This is a genomic window from Moraxella pluranimalium (genome assembly GCF_002014825.1).
GTDB lineage: Bacteria > Pseudomonadota > Gammaproteobacteria > Pseudomonadales > Moraxellaceae > Moraxella > Moraxella pluranimalium.
The window spans coordinates 180,823-199,426 of sequence record NZ_MUYU01000006.1 but is presented as its reverse complement, the minus strand read 5'-3'; the positions used below and the strand labels follow the sequence as shown (position 1 = coordinate 199,426).

General features: G+C 46.0%; 16 protein-coding genes and 1 pseudogene. 12 read left to right on the top strand and 5 right to left on the bottom strand.

Annotated elements, in window-relative coordinates:
- Positions 1 to 120 precede the first annotated feature (120 nt).
- The gene (locus tag B0680_RS02135; protein ID WP_158078289.1) at positions 121 to 2,769 is read left to right on the top strand and encodes a TonB-dependent hemoglobin/transferrin/lactoferrin family receptor; all 2,649 of its coding nucleotides are present in this window, start codon (positions 121 to 123) and stop codon (positions 2,767 to 2,769) included.
- 66 nt (positions 2,770 to 2,835) lie between these two features.
- Here the strand turns inward: B0680_RS02135 and B0680_RS02130 are convergent, their stop codons facing one another.
- The 5 genes from B0680_RS02130 to B0680_RS02110 form a co-directional block, all read right to left on the bottom strand.
- Complete coding sequence (locus B0680_RS02130) at positions 2,836 to 3,663, bottom strand: ion transporter (protein ID WP_078253401.1); 828 nt, start codon at positions 3,661 to 3,663, stop codon at positions 2,836 to 2,838.
- 145 nt (positions 3,664 to 3,808) lie between these two features.
- Positions 3,809 to 4,354: an NADPH-dependent FMN reductase gene (locus B0680_RS02125; RefSeq protein ID WP_078253400.1), complete on the bottom strand. Its 546-nt coding sequence runs from the start codon at positions 4,352 to 4,354 to the stop codon at positions 3,809 to 3,811.
- Between the two features lie 208 nt (positions 4,355 to 4,562).
- A complete protein-coding gene (locus tag B0680_RS02120) occupies positions 4,563 to 5,294 on the bottom strand; it encodes a pirin family protein (RefSeq protein ID WP_078253399.1) in 732 nt (243 codons plus the stop codon).
- Between the two features lie 110 nt (positions 5,295 to 5,404).
- Positions 5,405 to 6,181 carry a 4,5-DOPA-extradiol-dioxygenase gene (gene ygiD, locus B0680_RS02115; protein WP_078253398.1) on the bottom strand — a complete coding sequence of 259 codons (777 nt, stop codon included), beginning with the start codon at positions 6,179 to 6,181 and terminating at the stop codon, positions 5,405 to 5,407.
- Between the two features lie 37 nt (positions 6,182 to 6,218).
- On the bottom strand, positions 6,219 to 6,635 hold the full coding sequence (locus B0680_RS02110; protein WP_078253397.1) for a DoxX family protein: 417 nt from the start codon (positions 6,633 to 6,635) through the stop codon (positions 6,219 to 6,221).
- A 106-nt stretch (positions 6,636 to 6,741) separates the two neighbouring features.
- Here B0680_RS02110 and B0680_RS02105 point away from each other — a divergent pair, with 106 nt between their 5' ends.
- The 11 genes and pseudogenes from B0680_RS02105 to B0680_RS02055 all read left to right on the top strand — a co-directional run.
- Positions 6,742 to 7,623 (top strand): LysR family transcriptional regulator, encoded by an 882-nt coding sequence (locus tag B0680_RS02105; protein ID WP_078253396.1) that lies wholly within the window; start codon positions 6,742 to 6,744, stop codon positions 7,621 to 7,623.
- 412 nt (positions 7,624 to 8,035) lie between these two features.
- On the top strand, positions 8,036 to 9,829 hold the full coding sequence (locus B0680_RS02100) for a transferrin-binding protein-like solute binding protein (RefSeq protein WP_078253395.1): 1,794 nt from the start codon (positions 8,036 to 8,038) through the stop codon (positions 9,827 to 9,829).
- 78 nt (positions 9,830 to 9,907) lie between these two features.
- Positions 9,908 to 12,751: a lactoferrin/transferrin family TonB-dependent receptor gene (locus tag B0680_RS02095; protein WP_078253394.1), complete on the top strand. Its 2,844-nt coding sequence runs from the start codon at positions 9,908 to 9,910 to the stop codon at positions 12,749 to 12,751.
- 52 nt (positions 12,752 to 12,803) lie between these two features.
- Complete coding sequence (locus B0680_RS02090; protein ID WP_078253393.1) at positions 12,804 to 14,315, top strand: surface lipoprotein assembly modifier; 1,512 nt, start codon at positions 12,804 to 12,806, stop codon at positions 14,313 to 14,315.
- A 128-nt stretch (positions 14,316 to 14,443) separates the two neighbouring features.
- On the top strand, positions 14,444 to 15,193 hold the full coding sequence (locus tag B0680_RS02085; RefSeq protein WP_078253392.1) for a YebC/PmpR family DNA-binding transcriptional regulator: 750 nt from the start codon (positions 14,444 to 14,446) through the stop codon (positions 15,191 to 15,193).
- A 98-nt stretch (positions 15,194 to 15,291) separates the two neighbouring features.
- The gene (locus tag B0680_RS02080; RefSeq protein WP_078253391.1) at positions 15,292 to 15,528 is read left to right on the top strand and encodes a hypothetical protein; all 237 of its coding nucleotides are present in this window, start codon (positions 15,292 to 15,294) and stop codon (positions 15,526 to 15,528) included.
- Entirely contained in the window at positions 15,515 to 15,901 is a 387-nt protein-coding gene (locus B0680_RS02075) for a PIN domain-containing protein (protein WP_158078288.1), read from the top strand. Before B0680_RS02080 ends, B0680_RS02075 begins: the two co-directional genes overlap by 14 nt.
- 24 nt (positions 15,902 to 15,925) lie before the next feature.
- Positions 15,926 to 17,470, top strand: coding sequence for a threonine ammonia-lyase, biosynthetic (gene ilvA / locus B0680_RS02070; protein WP_078253389.1), 1,545 nt, complete (start codon positions 15,926 to 15,928; stop codon positions 17,468 to 17,470).
- On the top strand, positions 17,470 to 17,853 hold the full coding sequence (locus B0680_RS02065) for an ASCH domain-containing protein (RefSeq protein WP_078253388.1): 384 nt from the start codon (positions 17,470 to 17,472) through the stop codon (positions 17,851 to 17,853). Before ilvA ends, B0680_RS02065 begins: the two co-directional genes overlap by 1 nt.
- A 56-nt stretch (positions 17,854 to 17,909) precedes the next feature.
- Complete coding sequence (locus B0680_RS02060) at positions 17,910 to 18,377, top strand: GNAT family N-acetyltransferase (protein WP_078253387.1); 468 nt, start codon at positions 17,910 to 17,912, stop codon at positions 18,375 to 18,377.
- A pseudogene (locus B0680_RS02055) lies at positions 18,374 to 18,544 on the top strand (RNA-binding S4 domain-containing protein); the annotation flags it as partial. The gene B0680_RS02060 and the pseudogene B0680_RS02055, both read left to right, overlap by 4 nt.
- Positions 18,545 to 18,604 lie beyond the last annotated feature (60 nt).

Sequence of the window (18,604 nt, the reverse complement as noted above, 5' to 3'; positions counted from 1 at the left end):
ATCATTTAATAATACAAATGGTAATGATAGTAATTATTATTTACAAAATAATTAGGCTGATTTATAATAGTGCAACATTTGCATAATTTGCTTAATGATGAACCAATAAGGATCATGACCATGACAACCCAAACCCATCCATCCGCGTTATCAGCACTGAGTTTATCCGTGCTACTTGCCATGTCCACACAGGCTTATGCCAATGATGGCGAACCAGCAGATACTCAAAGCACGACACCGACCGTCGTGCTTGAAGGTGATCAGATTATCCTTGAACGCACCGCCCCGACCCAAGTCGGACAAGCAGTGGTCAGCCGAGATACGCTGGATGCCCAAAATATCCAAGATGCCAAAGATTTGGTACGCTACAATACCGAAGTGGATGTCGCCGACGTGGGTCGCTACGGCAATAAAGGCTTTGCCATTCGTGGTGTCGATGGCAACCGTGTCGCGATGAATATCGACGGCGTGCCATTGCCTGATGTTGAGAGTAATGAGATTTTTTCACCCTATGGCTATATGTACGAAGGCCGCTTTAGTCCTGACCTTGAGTTGATGGATAGCGTTCGCATCACCGCAGGTGCTGACAGTCTGACTTCAGGCTCAGGCGCTGTCGGTGGCTCAGTGGCATATCTGACCAAAGAGCCAAGCGATATCCTACAAGGTGATGATACCGCTGGTGGCTATGCCAAAATCGGCTACAACAGTAAAAATAGCGAAAAGCAGATCGCCACAGGCCTAGCCTTTGACCACGGCCGTGCACAAGGTCTGCTCAACTACAGCTATAAAGAAGGTAGCGAAACCAAGAACCACGCCATGCGTCGTGCTGACTATGCACGTGTCAATCCAGAGTATCTATTTAGTGAAGAAGAGATGCCATCAGCTTATGATACCGCATCACTCATTTATCCCAACCCGATGTCGTTTGACAAAGAGAGCGTGCTTGCCAAGCTGTATTTCTTACCAACCGATGAACACCGCCTAGGCGTACACGGTATGTACCAACGCACCGAAAATGACATCAACGTCGAAAGCACCAACAGCACAGGCTCACGCACAGGCAACACCACTCGCCGCGCACACGATGTCGAAGAGCTCAAAAGCTATGGCGCAAACTATCGCTACCAACCTGACAACAGCTCTGCACTAGATACGCTAAGCGTGGATTATACGCACAGTGATGTGCTGGGTCTTGCAGATACTTGGGTGTATCGCCGTGAATTTACTTGCTCTGACCCGAGCATTTCATCATGGATGTGTGAATATCGTGGCAAAGAAATGGTGCTCAACAAAGACAACGTCACCCTATCCAACCGTGAATATCGCCCCACTCAGACAGTGACCGACCAAGTCAGCCTAAGCCTAAAATCCGTGCCGTTTGACTTTGGTAAATTTGGCGAACATAAGCTTAGCCTAGATGCCAAATACGCCAAGCACGACTACACAAGCTCAGCGACTTATCTATCTAATAGCTCATACATCAAGGACCACCTATCGTATGCCTTCCCCGATGCCGACAAGACCAACTACAGCATCACATTGACCGATAGTGTACGCCTAAATGACCGCCTGCGTGCTTTGGCAGGGCTTCGATATGATAATTTTACTTATTCACCGTATTTCCAAAATGATGTCAATGGGCTTAGCGAAACCACTCGTAATAATGATGTCTGCAACAACAGCTCAAACACCACCATCTACTGCCAACTGTATCGCTCAGGCAATGGCTTGGCACAAAGCAAATTTCATCATCTGACTTGGAATACTGGCTTTGATTATGAAGTCATCGCTGATAAGCTTGATGCTCGTTATAAGATTGGCACGGGATTTTTAGCGCCGACGGTATCGCAGATTTATAGTAACTTTGAAGGTATGGGTATTCGCCAAGTGCCAAACTATGCACTCAAACCCGAAAAATCACTCAACCAAGAGCTTGAGCTCAAATGGACGGTGAATGATGATGTTGCCCTGACCGCATCAGGCTATTTGACACAGTATGATGATTTTATCCATACCCGTTTTTGGCAAGGCAATACCAACGGCTGTGATAGTCGCAGCACTTGCCTACAGTCCACCAACCTTGATACTGCCAAAATCTATGGCGTACGCCTAGGCGCAAAAGCCGACCTATCTAATTGGCTCAACACCAAAGGTCGCTTGAGCGTCTCAGCAGATTATCATACCGCTCGTGACAGCGCCAAAGTCACACTCGATGATGGCTCAGTGGCGACCATTAATACATTGGCATCCGTGCCTGCGACGCTGATTGTCGGCGCTGATTATATTTCACCCAATGAAGACTGGTCACTGCACGCTCGTGTGCGTGGTATCGCCGCCAAAAAAGCCAAAGACACCAAATCTGTTGAAGTTGCAGAAATCAAAGAAACGGTTACTACTACTTGCACCGGTGGCTTTTATGAATGTTACTATGGCGGATATAATTACGATAGCGCCACAGGCAGTTATACCAAAACCGCCACCGCCGTCACAGGCTATGATGAATATGTAGATACCTATAAATACGCCGATAAGAGCAAAGGCGCAATGGTCGTGGATATTTATGGCACCAAAAAATTTGGTCAAAATAAACAGTTCATCGTCAATGCTGGCGTGTACAATCTGACCAACACCAAATACATCCCGTGGGAAACCCTAAGAATGTTCAACACCACCAACACCAATCAGATGGTAGGTGCTGATGGTTATGGCTTTGCTCGCTATACCGCTCCCGGTCGCAACTTTGGTATCTCAGCGACTTATCAGTTCTAAATCTGTTCACTTACCCAAACAAATTGCCCCAAGTGTGTGCTTGGGGCAATTTTATCTACCACTGATTTATACGTGCAAATCATGACCACAGCGGTCGCAGTATTTGGCATTGGTCGCATGGCCAAATTTACCGCAGTTGGGACAAGAGACTGGCTGCAGCTGTGGGCGCATGGTGCGGGTCAGCTCAGCGGTAAAAATCCCCGTCGGCACGGCAATGATGGCATAACCGGTAATCATCACCATGCTTGCAATCGCCTGACCAAGCGGTGTCTTGGGCGAAATATCGCCATAGCCTACAGTGGTGAGTGTCACGACCGCCCAATAGATGGACTTAGGAATACTTGTAAAGCCATGCTTTGGGCCTTCGACCACATACAGCACCGCCCCAAAGATGGTGACAAGTAGCAATAAAGATAAGAAAAATACGGTAATCTTATGCTGACTGGTCTTGAACGCCGCCGCCAAAAACCCCGCCTGCTGCATATAGGATTTTAGGCGAAATACCCGAAAAATCCGCAAAATACGCAAAATACGCACCACCAGCAGATAATGCGTACCCACAAAAAACAGACTCAAATAAGTCGGCAATAACGCAAGCAAATCCACCACCCCAAAAAAGCTAAACGCATAAGCTCGGCGATTGGGTGATGAATACAGGCGTAAGGCATATTCGATAGTGAATAAAATGGTAAATAGCCATTCTGCCACCGCAAAATAGCGACCATAAGCAATGCGTAGCTCAAGCACGCTATCGAGCATCACCACAAGGACACTGGCAATAATCGCCACCAAAATACAGACATCAAACAGCTTACCCGCAGGCGTGTCTGTGCCTTCGATGATGACATGAATCCGCTCTTTGAGCGAATGGGTTTTGTGGTGAGTTGGTTGCATAAATCGAGCAAAATAACAAAAGATGCTATATTTTAGCCTAAATCATCACGAATGAATAGCAACAGTTGCGCAAAAAAAACCATCCATAATTCATGGATGGCTTAGGTCTGTCAGACACTATTAGTATTAAATTGTATCAAGCCAATTAGAATTTTGCGACAAACTCGGCAAAGCTATTGATAAAGCCTTGTAGCGTGCCTTTGGCTTGCTCAGAAACCAATTCGCCTTGCTCATTGAACGCACCGGCAAAGATACCACCGACCGCCGCTGCAAATGGCGCAACAGGCATACTGATATAAGCACACGCCGCCACTGTACGCAGTGCATCTACGGCGCGATTGCTACCGCCTGCATTGACACTCACCAGACCTAGTGGCTTGCCAATCCACAGGCTTTGACCTGCTGGGCGTGAAACCACATCGATGGCGTTTTTTAGCATCGCAGAATAGCTGCCATTATGCTCAGGTGTCACCCAAATCACGGCATCAGCTGCTTTTACCGCTTCACGCACACGAGTGTACTGTGGCACATCTTGGCTGTCTAGGTCACGGTCATATAGGGGTAAATCGCCAATTTCTACGATATTTAGCTGAATCGACGCAGGAGCGATTTGTTGTAGATGTTTCACCGCTAGGTGGTTGAATGATGTTGTGCTGGCACTACCAATCAATACGGCAACTTGTTTAGTCATAAGAATTTTCCTTCTTTGTCTTTGATTTGTGGACTTAGCATACCACAAGATATTTTTGGTTAAATGGGTGTTTGGTAACAAATATTGCTCAATACCGAACTTGCTTGCTATTATCTGTGATTTTCATCTGTGCAACAAGTAGCATTTTTACAAGATAATTTTGCAAATTTGCAAAGATGGCTTGCTACACAGCCCAATCGTTGCTCAATCATTGATTGGTGGCACTGCGTACATCCATCGGCACATCCATCAGCAGAATCTGACTGTCGCCAATCGCACTCACATCAAAGCCATCAGTATCCCACACGCCCAAGCCATCTCGCTCATTGAGTACAATTTCACCGATTTTGGCACTGCCTTTAATGACAAAGATATACACACCATTACCATCACGCTTAACATCATAATGTTTGCTTGTACCATCGCTAAAATCCGCTAGGCTAAACCACGCATCTTGATGAATCCACACGCCTGCATCATCAGGATTTGGCGATAGAATTTGTTGAAAATCATTTGGTGTGGCACTGTCGGCGATGCGGATTTGTTGATAACGGGGCTCTACGCCATTTTTACGAGTCAAGACCCAAATTTGCAAGAACTTCACCGCACGGTCGGTATTGGCATTCATCTCACTGTGGCGAATACCTGTGCCTGCACTCATCACCTGAATGTCGCCTTGACGAATCACACCGCCATTGCCCATGCTATCACGGTGCGCCAAATCGCCTTCAAGCGGAATAGAGATAATTTCCATGTCATTGTGCGGGTGTGTGCCAAAGCCCTGACCGCCTGCGACCGTATCATCATTAATCACACGCAGTACGCCAAAATTGGTGCGGTCAGGGTCATAATAACCACCAAAGCTAAAGGTGTGATGGCTGTTTAACCAACCATGATTGGCAATGCCACGAGTATTTGCTGCATGATAAATGGTTTTCATAATTTTGCTCACTTTTTAAATTTTAAGTTGATGAGCGTATTATCCATGATTATCATTTTTGCAACAAGATGGGATTTAGCAATTTTATTTTGCAAATTTGCAAAGATAAATTAGGGTAACCCCACCGCCACCGACGTCATACTGATGGACGCAATGTCAATCTCATCATTAAAAATCATCATTTTTTCATCGCCGTCTGCCATCGCCATGATATAGATGAGCGGCAGATAATGTTCTTCGGTCGGCACTGCCAAAGACGCATGGGGCAAGGTGTGATAATTTGCCAAAGTGTGTAAATCCTTTGCCAAAATCGTTTGATTGATGGTGTGCTGAAATTCACTTGCCCACTCATAGGCTTGTCCGCCACGAAACTGCACCGCTCGCAGATTATGCACGATATTACCACTACCGACAATCAGCACGCCTTGAGACCGCAACGCTTTGAGCTTTTGGGCAATGGCAATATGCCATGCCATCGGCTGATGACGTTTGATGGATAATTGCACCACAGGAATATCTGCATTTGGGTATAAGTATTTGAGCGTTGTCCACATACCGTGGTCAAAACCCTGCTCGCCATTTTGGACAATGCCATCATCGTGCAGCAGCTCGCTGATGGTTTGCGCAAGCTGTACATCACCTTTGGCAGGATACTCCACCTGATAAAGAGACTCTGGAAAGCCATAAAAATCATAAATCATCGGCGGATTGGGACTTGATGAGACTTGTAATTGTTCATCATACCAATGGGCAGAAATCATTAAGATGGCTTTTGGCTTTGGTAAAGTTCGTCCAATATCCGCAATTGCACGATTAAACCGATTATCAGGCTCAAGCACATTCATCGGATTGCCATGACCCAAAAATAACACAGGTAGCTTGTTCATGATGATTTCTCCATAAGTTTAATGATTAATCAAATAGTTAGGCTTTACACAGTTTATTATCTAATGAAAATTTACCTGCACCGTTCAGCCAAAACAGTAAAAACACCATACAGTATAACGCCGCCGCTTCGCCCTTGTTGCTCATCGGGTCAAAGATTTGCGCAACGCCTGCATGAAACACAAAATACGCCACCGCCATTTGACCCGCCAACAAAAATGCCACAGGACGCACAAATAAGCCAAGCATCAACAGCACACCGCCGACAATCTCAAGCACACCGCCCACACCAAACACCGAAAGCAGCGGTACAGCGCCATTGCCACCTGTCATTGACACAGGAAACTCAAAGAATTTGGCTGTGCCATGTAATAAGAACATATAGCCCACCACCACACGGGTCAGTAGTAGGACATAATCATTTAAGCTGCTGGCAAGATGTTTAAAAGCAGTCATCGTATTACTCTCGTTGATTGATTAAGATGTGGGCTATTATAGTTGCTTTTATCTTTGCAACAAGGTACACTTTTACAAGACATCTTTGCAAAAATGGAAAGATAACATGAACACAGTCAGCCTTGATGATATTCGTCTTTTTGTCGCTGTGGTGCAGGCAGGTAGTCTAAGTTCGGCATCAGATTTGACAGGAATTCCTGTCTCTCGACTCAGTCGCCGATTGACCCAACTTGAAAAAACACTCGGCACTCAGCTGCTCAATCGTGGCAAAAAAGGTGTAAGTCTCAATGACTTGGGCGAGCGGTTTTTTGTTCACGCTCAAAATATGCTCAGCCAAGCGCAAATCGCCATCGAAAGCATTCACACCACCCTTGATAAACCCAGTGGACTGCTCAAAATCTCTGCCCCTGTGGACTTGTACCATCATGTGCTTGCCGAGCGGCTCGATGAGTATTTGTCACATTATCCTGATGTCAATCTTGATATCAATGCCACCCAACAAAAAATCAACATGATTCAAGACGGCGTCGATATCGCACTGCGGGTTGGCTCTATTATGAATGATAATGTGGTGGCTAGGCCGTTGTTTATGATGGATTTTGGGATTTTTGCCACCCAAGAATATCTGGACAAACACGGCACGCCTGCCACGCCCCATGAGCTGTATCAGCATCAGGTTATCGGGCAGTCGCTATCTATGCCTTGGAAATTTGACAAACAAGGGCAAACGGTCAAAATCACCCCAGCGAGTAAAGTCGCTGGCAATGATTTTTTGCTGATTGAGCAGATGATTAATAAAGGCATGGGCATTGGGATGTTGCCCCGTTTTATCAGTGATAAATATCCAAATCTCGTGCAAGTGCTAAGTGATTGGCAGATTCCCCAAGTGCCTGTGTCGATGATTTATTATAAAAATCGCGGTGCAGTGCCTGCGGTGAGAAGTTTTGTTGAGTGGTTGGCACAAAGCCTTGGCAATCAATCAGCGTGAGACACTTAGTTTGCTAAGCTTAACTAAGCTTGGTTTGGTTTAGTCCGTTTAGCCTAAGTCCATCTTTTAGCATCTACCCCTTAGCGTCTATCATGAGTGATGGACGCTTTTTTATTCTCTTGAATTTACACTCTAAGCACAACACAAGCGCGCCAATCAAGCCACATCAAGTTGAAACAAAATTTCATTTGAAATTACAAATCAATAATAAATAGTAACTCTAATGATAATTATTCTTGTTTTCATTAACAAATTGAGTTAAAATTAACCAAAATGCATTTTTATAACATATTTTTTGGTGGTATAGCAAAATGAGCCCATGCTCAACTGCTGTCATGCATTGGCCTTGCAGGATGATGCAGCTGTCTCATTTTAACCACCGACAATCACAGTTTTTCTTGGAGCTTTGCTAATGACTTATACCAAGTATCATGTTTTGGCACTGGCAATTGGTGCTATTTTGGCAGGATGCACAACCAACAAAGGCGGTTTTGAGACCGATGCCGTCACCCCAACCAAAACGGTGAGTGCAGACACCACACCCACCGCCCTAACCGATGTGGCAGGCACACCCCGTCCATCTGATGAGACACTAGAAGCACTCATGGAGCCAAGTCTTGGTGCTGCTATCAAAATCCCGATGCGTAATACCTATCCTAATTTGGTCGAAAATGAAGCCAATCTAAATAGCGATAACATCATCACACTCGCCGATGGCACGCTTGATATTCCTTTTGTCAATGAGCTAACCAGCACCAATGGCAGTAGTGGCTGGGTGACACATACGCATGATGGCTATGGCGATACTCACAAGCGCAAATTTGACTATGTCCGCTCAGGCTATGTCCAAGACATCGAAGGTCGCTACATCGACCGAGAAAATAAAACGTGGTATCGTGGCGCAAATGGCTATGTGTATTATCGTGGCATCAACCCTGCTACCCATTTACCCGTTGGTCAAACTGTCACCTACAAGGGCACTTGGGATTTTGTCACCGATGCCAAAAAAGACCGAGTGATTGACGGCTTTGAAGACCTAACTTATGGCGTCTATACAGGCGACCATTTTGGTGCCACTTCCGCCCAAGAAAAGACCCAACGCAGTCATGGCACGGCCACTGATGGCACACCTTATGCCATCGGTCATAGCAGTGAATTTCAAGTTGATTTTGGCAACAAGACCCTAAGTGGCAAGCTGACCAAAAACGACCTCGCCCGTGGTGGTACACAAAGCACCACCGAGCGTTATACCGTCGATGCCAAACTACACGGCAACCGTTTTCGTGGTACTGCCACCGCAACCAATCCCAATGACCCACTATTTGGCAAAAATTCATCATCGCTTGAAGGGGGATTTTTTGGTGCTCATGCCGAAGAGCTGGCAGGTAAATTCATGGCAGATGACAGCTCAGTCTTTGGGGTATTTGCCGCCAAACAAGATGGCAAAGCCGATACCGAAACAGCGTTTGATGCGCACAAAATCCATGTCGCCCGTGATTTGACACTGACCGATGGCACGCTTGACACCTTTGGCAATGCCACACAGCTTGTGATTGATGGCAAGGCGTTTTCGCTATTGCCTAGTGCGACCAACCAAGAATTTGCACCGATTTTAAACTATGATTTGGGCAATGCCAAAACCTTGCGTATTCTTGGCTGCTGTCAAAATCTGGACTATGTCAAATTGGGCAGTTATTTTTATCGCACCGACGATGTCAATGCTCAAGATTATACCTACTTTATCACTGGTGAACGCACATCAAGCCAAGATGTCGCACGCCAAACAGGGACTGCTTATTACAAGGGAACATGGGCAGGAACGTTGGTGGACAAAACTGGTCAGCATCGCTGGATTGCTGATGCGGGCAATCCAGCCAGTGCAAGCCGTGCTGATTTGAGTTTTGATTTTTCGGGCAAGACCTTTAGCGGTAGCCTATTTGCCGCAGGCGGTGTCAATCCTGTGTTGACGCTTGGCGGTCAAATTACAGGCAATGGCTTTAGCGGTACTGCCAATACAGGTGCAGGTGGATTTAATCTTGATGGTGGCAGCACTGGCGCTTCAGCGTATGTCAATATCAACAATGCCACAGTGACGGGTGGCTTTTATGGGCCAAATGCCCAAGAAGTCGGCGGTCATATTTATAAAAATACCGATGGCGAAGACAAAATCGGCGTGGTCTTTGGTGGCAAACGCCAAACCCAATAAGCCACATCCACCCAATCAACAAAGCCTAAAAAAGGCATAACAGCAAAGTATAAAAAAGCTGAACAACAAGGATAATCCATGCATCATAATACATCCATCAACACAGCCAACGCCCTGCCGCAGCTTGGCAAACCAACACTGCTCAGTGTCGCCATCTGTGCTATTTTGGCAAGTATCAGCAGTACTGCTTATGCTGATGATGATACCCAAGAAGTTACCACAGACACCGTGCCCACTGTCGTCCTTGAAACTGATACTATCGTTGTCAAAAAACGCATCAGCCGTAAGGATAATGAAGTCACAGGACTGGGCAAAGTCGTCAAAAGCATCCAAGATATTGATGATGAACAAATTCTTGGTATCCGTGATTTGACCCGATATGACCCCGGTATCTCAGTCGTCGAACAAGGACGTGGCGCAACCAGTGGCTATGCCATGCGTGGTGTGGATAAAAACCGTGTCGCCCTACTGGTGGACGGCTTGCCACAGGCGCAGTCTTATACCACGCTATTTTCCAAAGCCAATGGCGGTGCTATCAACGAAATCGAGTACGAAAACATTCGTGGCATCGAGCTAAGCAAAGGCTCTAGCTCATCTGATTATGGCAACGGCGCATTAGGCGGTGCGGTTGGTTTTGCCACCAAAGAAGCCAGTGACATCATCAAGCAGGACAAAAACTGGGGGCTCAACACCAAAACTGCCTATAGTAGCAAAAATGGTCAACTCACCAACTCCATCGCCGCAGCCGCTCGTCAAGGTGCCTTTGAAGCAATGGCAATCTACACGCATCGTGATGGTCATGAGACTGCCGTCCACAAAGATGCAACCACCCATGAGCACACCATCACACGGCTATCAGGCTATGCTGATGTCTATGATATGCGACTTGGCACTGCCCAAAATGCCTATTCAAACGGCTGGTTTATCCTAAAAGATGAATGTCCAACGCTAGATTGCGCACCCAAACCAAGTGCTGCTTTGACCAGAGATACACTACCGACACTGCGCACCCATCCACCGCTAAGCGAGCTTGAGCTTGCCAATCGCCAAAGTATGCTACATCCTAGCGAAACTTTGACAGCAGATGCCTACACAGGTAGCGAGCGTATTATGCCTGACCCGATGGATTATCAATCAGACTCACTGCTGCTCAAAAGTGGCTATCGCTTTAGCCCCGAGCACCATGTTGGTGGTGTCTATGAACACACCAAACAGCAGTACAACATCCAAGATATGAGCGTCCCTGCTTATTATCTGCCCGAAGAAAATGCCAATGGCACAAGAGTGGCTCACAGCGTCTATGCCAATGACCAATTACTCAATGGACTCAGACTCAATTACACCAATCTACCTGCTGGTCTGAACTGGACACGTACGCAGTTTTTTGATGAAGAACATCGCAAAACCCGTGCAGGCGTGTTTTATCAATTTGACAACCAAGACTTGGGCATCATTGATAAGCTCAAACTTGCCTACAACCGCCAAAGCATTGAGCTAGATAGCACAAGCCATGACAGACGCTGCGCCCCTTATCCAACTGTCGATGCCACCTGCCGTGCAAGCACAGATAAGCCGTGGTCATATTATAAATCCGAAAAAAATGGCTACAGTGAACAAGTGGACCAGCTAGACATCAGCTTACAAAAAGCGTTTGACTTTGCCAAATCCAGTCACAAACTACAGCTGGGTCTAGGTGCACAAAAACAACAATCCACGCTCAAACGCAGTGACTATATGCACGAATACGCCGAGCAAACTTGGCAAAGCGTGCGTGATGGTCTCACTTTTAGCCCAAATGGTTCGTATGACAGACCTTATGTCTATACCGCCAATCCAGCCACCATCGTGCGTGCTGATTTGTGTGATTATAGTGGCAACAGCACGGATTTGAGCGACTGTTCAGCCAGACGCATCGATGGCAAGAACTACTTTATTACTCTCAAAGATACCATTGCTTTTGGTAAATTTGCCGATTTGGGGCTAGGTCTACGTTATGATGAACATCGCTACAGCTCAAATGATGACTGGACAGCCACAGGCAATTATCGCAATTGGTCATGGAATGCTGGCTTGACCATCAAGCCGACCGATTATCTGGCACTATCGTATCGTATCTCAAGCGGTTTTCGTGTGCCGGCATTTTATGAAATGTTTGGTCGCCGAGTTCAGGGCAGTCAACGAGACACATCAGGCGAGTTTCATCATGTCGGTCAATTTCGACCCGAAAAATCACTTAACCAAGAATTTGGCATTGGTCTAAAAGGCGATTTTGGTTATCTAGAAACCAGTTATTTTTATAATCGCTACAAAGACATGATCGCCTTGGCAGAACTGCGTGGCTTAACCAATAACCAATTTGGCTATCATAACATCCAAGACGTCACCTTGCATGGCATCAACGTGCTTGGCAAAGTGGATTGGCACAGTGTGCACAAAGCCATTCCAGAAGGTTGGTACTCAAGCTTGGCATACAACCAAGTCAAAGTCAAAGAACGCACCGTCAATCCAAACTTCACCAACACCAGCGATCCACTACTTGATGCGATCCAGCCAGCTCGCCTTGTTGCAGGACTGGGTTATGATAACCCAACAGGCACTTGGGGTGTCAGTGCTACCACAACCTACTCTAAGGCTAAGCGAGATGATGAGTTGACAGGCGTGAATTATGTCGGCAACACCGCATACAATGCCAACAACCAACGTTCTCGCCATTGGTACACGCATGACCTGAATGGTTATGTCAATCTCAGTGATAACGTCACTCTGCGAGCAGGTGTGTATAATTTGTTCAATCGCAAATACAGTACTTGGGAAGCGGTACGCCAGTCATCTGCCAATACCGTCAATCCAAGCACTCGCCAAAGTGCAAGTTTTGCCGCACCTGATCGCAACTTTGTTGTTTCACTAGAAATGAAGTTTTAATCCTATTTTGGACAGCCTTAGCATTAGGCTGTCCTTTTTTTGTTTGGATATTATGACAATTTTATCTACACTTAACACACTGACACGCCCAAAGATACGCCCTATGGCGATTTTGACTGTACTTGCCTACAGCTTACCTGTATCAGCATCTGATGACACTGCCAATGTCAAAAGCTTGGATGATCGCCATGCCCAAGAGCTACTCTCTGTGGCACAGATAACACCCTTGCCCACGATTGTGGCGACATCATCTACGCCTACAGATGCAGACTCAGATACAGGCATTATCACACTGAGTCAAGATGAGTTACTTGCCCAGCCACAACTACTGGCACACGCCTTTGGTAGTGCTTTGGCTTATGGGCAGGTATCAGCCGTGCAGTACTTACTACCTTTGTATCAAGCTCATGATCAACCAGATGATGCACTCATTTGGTGGGCACAGGCTTTATTGGCACAACATCAAGGTAAATTTGGCACTGCCATTGAGCACTATCGCCATCTGATTGCCAAGCATCCAGAGCACAACACCATTCGACTTCAGCTTGCAATCGCTTTATTTTATGATCGCCAATATGATGCCGCCAAAGGTCAACTACAAAAGCTTGAAAGTCAAAGCAATTTATCCCCCATCATCAGCCCGCATATCACGCATTATTTGACCTTGATTGATAAAATTGACGACTGGCAATTGACAGGCGGTATCAATTATATCCAAGATCAAAACATCAACAACGCACCAACCAACCCCAATCTATCGGAGCACTGGACAGCACAAGAAGCTCAATCCGCACACGGGATTGGCGCTCATGTCGGCATTGCCAAAAAACATACCTTAGCACACGGCTATCAGCTTGATGGCGACCTACATCTGGGTGCTAAGTATTATCATGATGCCAAGTCTTATAATGAAGCCACAGGCAAATTAAGTATCGGCATCACTCACCATGATGCCCATCATGCCGTCCGTCTCGCCCCTTATCTTGAGCACACCTATTATGCCGGCGGTCATAGTCAAAACAATCCATCCGCCAAGCTTGAGCATTTTTCGCAGACAAAAGGTCTAAGCCTATCATGGCAATATACACCACATCCCCAGTGGCAAAGCACTGTACTGCTTGATTATGCCAGACCACGCTACCAGACACGTACGCATTTAGATGGTGAGACTTATTTTACCCAAGCAAGTCTGGCTCATGCACCATCTGCCATGCAGCAATGGCAACTGGGCATCAATTACACACACGCAGATACCCAAGACAAAGATGACAGCTATCATCGCTATGGCGTACGTGCTTCATGGCAACAAGAATGGGCACACGGTATCAGCACTCAGCTTGACCTTGGTTATGCTCACAGACGCTATCATGCCCCGATGCCAATTTTTAACCAAACTCAGTCCAATCACGAGTATCACATCCAAGGCAGTATCTGGCATCGCAATATTCATTTTATGGGCATCACACCGCGTCTAACATGGCAGTATCAACACCAAAACAGCAACATCGCCTTATATGAGTATCGCAAAAACCATGCATTTGTAGAATTAAGCAAACGGTTTTAGCTCATCGTACACCAATCAAAAAAGACATTGGAAAAAATCAGCAAAAAAGCGTATAATACCTAGTTATTTTTTCTGAATTTTGTTCAATTTTTATCCCAAATGCTTGGGTTATTGTTAAAAGGTGCATTATGGCAGGTCATAGTAAATGGGCGAACATCAAACATCGTAAAGCCAAACAAGACGCCGCAAAAGGCAAGATTTTCACCAAAATCATCCGTGAAATCGTCTCAGCTTCAAAAGGCGGTGACCCAGACCCGAACAACAACCCACGCCTGCGTGCCGTGCTCGAAAAAGCCAACGCCGCCAACATGACCAAAGATGTCATCAAGCGTGCCATTGAGCGTGGTCAAGGTGGTGGCGAAGGCGACAATGTCCAAGAAATCACCTATGAAGGCTATGGCGTCGGCGGTGTGGCGGTCATCGTTGAGACCATGACCGACAATGTCAACCGTACCGTTGGCGAAGTGCGTCACGCCTTTAGTAAGCACGGTGGCAATCTTGGCACATCAGGCTCAGTCGCTTATCTATTTAGCAAGCGTGGCGAGATTGTGTTCAATGACATCTCACTAGAAGACAGCGTAATGGAAGTCGCCCTAGAAGCAGGTGCTGACGACATCGAAAACGATGGTGAAAGCCTACTGGTCATCACAAGCCCTACTGCCTTTGGTGCGGTGGTCGATGCGCTACTGGCAGCAGAATTAAAGCCTGATAACATGGAAGTCACCATGTCACCAAGCACCACAGCGGATATTGACAACATCGATGACGCCCAAAAAGTGCTGAAGATGATTGATATGCTCGAAGATTTGGACGATGTCCAAGAAGTTTATACCAATGTCAATTTTAGCGATGATGTGATGGCACAGTTGGATGCTTGATTTGTCATTGAATTTATAAGACAAATTGGATATGATAGCTGATTATCATATCCAATTTTTTTAATCAAAATAAACGGTATCAAATTTAGGAAAATCCAATGATTGTACTAGACCTACCGCCACAAACATTACAAATCATTGAACAAGTTGCCCAAAAAAACGGACAAAGTATTCAAGATTTTATCACCATTAGTGCTTACGAAAAAGCCCTACAATCTTTTGCTACGCCAAAGCAAGACGAGCTACTCACTGATTTTATAAAAACCCTACCAAACCGCAACCAGCTGGGTGATGGCTTGGCAATTCAAAAGGCATTGCGTGATGAGTGGGACTAATTATCTATTGGACACCTGCTTTATCATTGAGCTGTATAATGGCCATCCAGATGTCATTGAGATTATTAAGAATAATCGCATTGATTTAAACCATTGCGTCATCAGCCCAATCAACCGTATGGAAGTTTTGGGCTTTGGTCAATTATCAGACCAAGACAGACAAAATCTTGAACATCTCTTAAACAGCATCAGCAAAGTGGCAATTGATAAAACTGTTGAAGATACTGTCATCAATCTGCGCAGTCGCCACAAAATCAAACTGCCCGATGCGATTGTCTTAGCAACTGCATTGACATACAATTTAGAATTATTAAGCTTAGATCATGGCTTGATGAACAAATACCAAAAAGAAATTTCTCAATCAAATTCATAATTTAATATATCAAAGGAAAACCCCATGCTTACCCCTTATGTTCGTGCCATCCTACAAGCCACCGTCTATGATGTCGCTGTCCGCACACCGCTAGAGCCTGCCGTCAAGCTCTCCAAACGCTTTAATAACGACATTCGTATCAAGCGTGAAGATTTGCAGCCTGTGTTTAGCTTTAAATTGCGTGGTGCATACAACAAAATCAGCCAACTATCCGATGCCGAAAAAGCCAAAGGCGTCATCTGTGCATCCGCTGGCAACCATGCCCAAGGCGTCGCCTACTCTGCTGCCCGACTTGGGATTAATAATCTCATCGTCATGCCAACCACCACACCTGACATCAAAGTCCAAGCAGTCAAGGCACTTGGCGGTACGGTACATCTGCATGGCGATAGCTTTGATGAAGCCAACCACTTTGCCATTGACAAATCGCAGACCGACGGACTGACCTACATCGCCCCTTATGATGATGAGCTGGTTATTGCAGGTCAAGGCACAATCGGGCTTGAGCTGACTTCACAATGGCGTGAGATTGATTATGTCTTTGTTGCTGTCGGTGGTGGTGGTTTGGTTGCAGGCGTGGCGGCATTTTTGGGTGAAGTCGCCCCGCACATCAAGGTTGTCGCCGTCGAGCCTGAAGGCGCAGCCTGCCTAAAAGCCGCTCTTGAAGCAGGCGAGCGAGTTCGCTTACCACAAGTCTCACTCTTTGCCGATGGCGTGGCAGTTGCCCAAATCGGCGAAAAGCCTTTTGAAGTCGCCAAAATGATGAAATCAGACGGCACAGGCACGGTCGTTGAGCCTGATGTCATCACCTGCACCAATGACGAAATCTGTGCCGCCATCAAAGATGTCTTTGAAGAAAATCGTGCCATCGTCGAGACTGCAGGGGCATTGTCTGTGGCAGGGATGAAAAAATACCTAAGCACGCACGGCATCACGGGCAAAAACTGCGTCGCCATCGTCTCTGGTGCGAACATGAACTTTGACCGCCTACGCTACATCGCCGAGCGTACCGAGATTGGCGAACAAAAAGAAGCGATTTTTGCAGTGGCATTACCCGAAAAAACAGGGGCGTTTTTGGACTTTTGTCGTGTGCTACAAGGTCGCAACATCACCGAGTTTAACTATCGTGTCGATGCTTTGAACCCCACCGCCCCCGCTCATGTGTTCGTCGGTATCGGGCTTAAAGAAGGTCAAAAAGAGCGTGCCATCATCAGCGATATCCTAGCCAAAGGCGGCTACACCGCTCATGATTTGACCGATGATGAAGCATCAAAAACCCATATCCGCTATCTAATTGGCGGTCATGCCAATCTGGACGATGAGCAGTTGTTCCGTGTGATTTTCCCAGAACGCCCGGGGGCATTGCTTAATTTCCTTGAAAAACTGGGTCAAGATTTTAACATCACCCTATTTCACTATCGCAATCATGGTGCCGCCGAAGGTCGTATCATGGTCGGCTTACAAGCATCCAAAGGCAGCAGCCGCCAAATCCTAGACGCACTCACCGAGATTGGTTATGAATGTGATAATTTGACGGATAATGTGGGCTATCAACTGTTTTTGAAGTGATGGATATCAGCACCCTACCCCATTGGTCATTTGGCGATAATCCACAAATGGCAAATGAACTCGTACAGCTCGTGCTAAGTGGCAAAAAGACAGCCACTTGCACGGCTTTGGCATGGCATTTGGCTGAGCCACTCCCGCCTGTGGGCAGCCTACAGGTCATCACCGATGGGCAAAATGTTCCCGCCTGCGTTATCCAAAACACCGCTCAATTCATCATCCGCTTTGATGAAGTGGATGAAACACTTGCCAAAAAAGAAGGCGAAGGCGATTTATCCTTAGCATATTGGCGGACAGTTCATCAAGAATTTTTTGAAAAGTTTGGCGTATTTGATGATAAAATGTGGCTAATTTTTGAAGAATTTACAGTGATTGAAATTTTATGACGTTTGTTATCCAATCTACTGCCAAAGCTTAATAGGGATTTATTTTGGGGTTGAATATGATTCAGCTGACATTGTTGCAGCCACAGCATCATTTATCATTGATGTATTCTCTTGATGATGAGCAATCGAAATTTACCAGACCACCCCACGAATGGCTTGACAATCATACGCTTGACGTACATAAAATTGTGATTGTATCAGATGATGAGGTTGTTGGATTTTTTGTATTAGATCAAGGTGATAATAAATATCACTATACCGACGATCAAAATTCCTTGCTGCTACGCTCAATGTCTATCAATCCTGCCCATCAAGGTAAAGGCTATGCCAAACAAGCTTTGATGCGATTGGGTGAGTTTATTTGCCATCATGGCTTGCACGCCAATAAAGTTGTGCTCGGTGTTCACCACAAAAATATCACCGCTCAAGCTTTGTATCAAAAAGTTGGGTTTGTCAGAACTTCAAAAGATTATATGGGAATAAAAGGCTTGCAATATAGCTACGAATTGGTAATTAACTCATGACAGAACACACTTTAACTCGGGTACGAGCCGATAAATGGCTATGGGCAGCACGATTTTTCCGCACTCGTAGCCTAGCCAAAGAAGCCATCGAGTCTGGCAAAGTGCACATGAACGGTGCTAAAATCAAGGTAAGTAAAGAACTGCAAGTCGGCGATACACTCGCCATTATGTAGCACCTGCACAAGAACTACCACTAAAAAGCAGCCAAATGGCTGCTTTTATTTGTG

Coding starts and splice junctions, on each gene's coding strand:
- B0680_RS02135 (WP_158078289.1), top strand. CDS start 121: ATGACAACCCAAACCCATCCATCCGCGTTATCAGCACTGAGTTTATCC.
- B0680_RS02130 (WP_078253401.1), bottom strand. CDS start 3,663: ATGCAACCAACTCACCACAAAACCCATTCGCTCAAAGAGCGGATTCAT.
- B0680_RS02125 (WP_078253400.1), bottom strand. CDS start 4,354: ATGACTAAACAAGTTGCCGTATTGATTGGTAGTGCCAGCACAACATCA.
- B0680_RS02120 (WP_078253399.1), bottom strand. CDS start 5,294: ATGAAAACCATTTATCATGCAGCAAATACTCGTGGCATTGCCAATCAT.
- ygiD (WP_078253398.1), bottom strand. CDS start 6,181: ATGAACAAGCTACCTGTGTTATTTTTGGGTCATGGCAATCCGATGAAT.
- B0680_RS02110 (WP_078253397.1), bottom strand. CDS start 6,635: ATGACTGCTTTTAAACATCTTGCCAGCAGCTTAAATGATTATGTCCTA.
- B0680_RS02105 (WP_078253396.1), top strand. CDS start 6,742: ATGAACACAGTCAGCCTTGATGATATTCGTCTTTTTGTCGCTGTGGTG.
- B0680_RS02100 (WP_078253395.1), top strand. CDS start 8,036: ATGACTTATACCAAGTATCATGTTTTGGCACTGGCAATTGGTGCTATT.
- B0680_RS02095 (WP_078253394.1), top strand. CDS start 9,908: ATGCATCATAATACATCCATCAACACAGCCAACGCCCTGCCGCAGCTT.
- B0680_RS02090 (WP_078253393.1), top strand. CDS start 12,804: ATGACAATTTTATCTACACTTAACACACTGACACGCCCAAAGATACGC.
- B0680_RS02085 (WP_078253392.1), top strand. CDS start 14,444: ATGGCAGGTCATAGTAAATGGGCGAACATCAAACATCGTAAAGCCAAA.
- B0680_RS02080 (WP_078253391.1), top strand. CDS start 15,292: ATGATTGTACTAGACCTACCGCCACAAACATTACAAATCATTGAACAA.
- B0680_RS02075 (WP_158078288.1), top strand. CDS start 15,515: ATGAGTGGGACTAATTATCTATTGGACACCTGCTTTATCATTGAGCTG.
- ilvA (WP_078253389.1), top strand. CDS start 15,926: ATGCTTACCCCTTATGTTCGTGCCATCCTACAAGCCACCGTCTATGAT.
- B0680_RS02065 (WP_078253388.1), top strand. CDS start 17,470: ATGGATATCAGCACCCTACCCCATTGGTCATTTGGCGATAATCCACAA.
- B0680_RS02060 (WP_078253387.1), top strand. CDS start 17,910: ATGATTCAGCTGACATTGTTGCAGCCACAGCATCATTTATCATTGATG.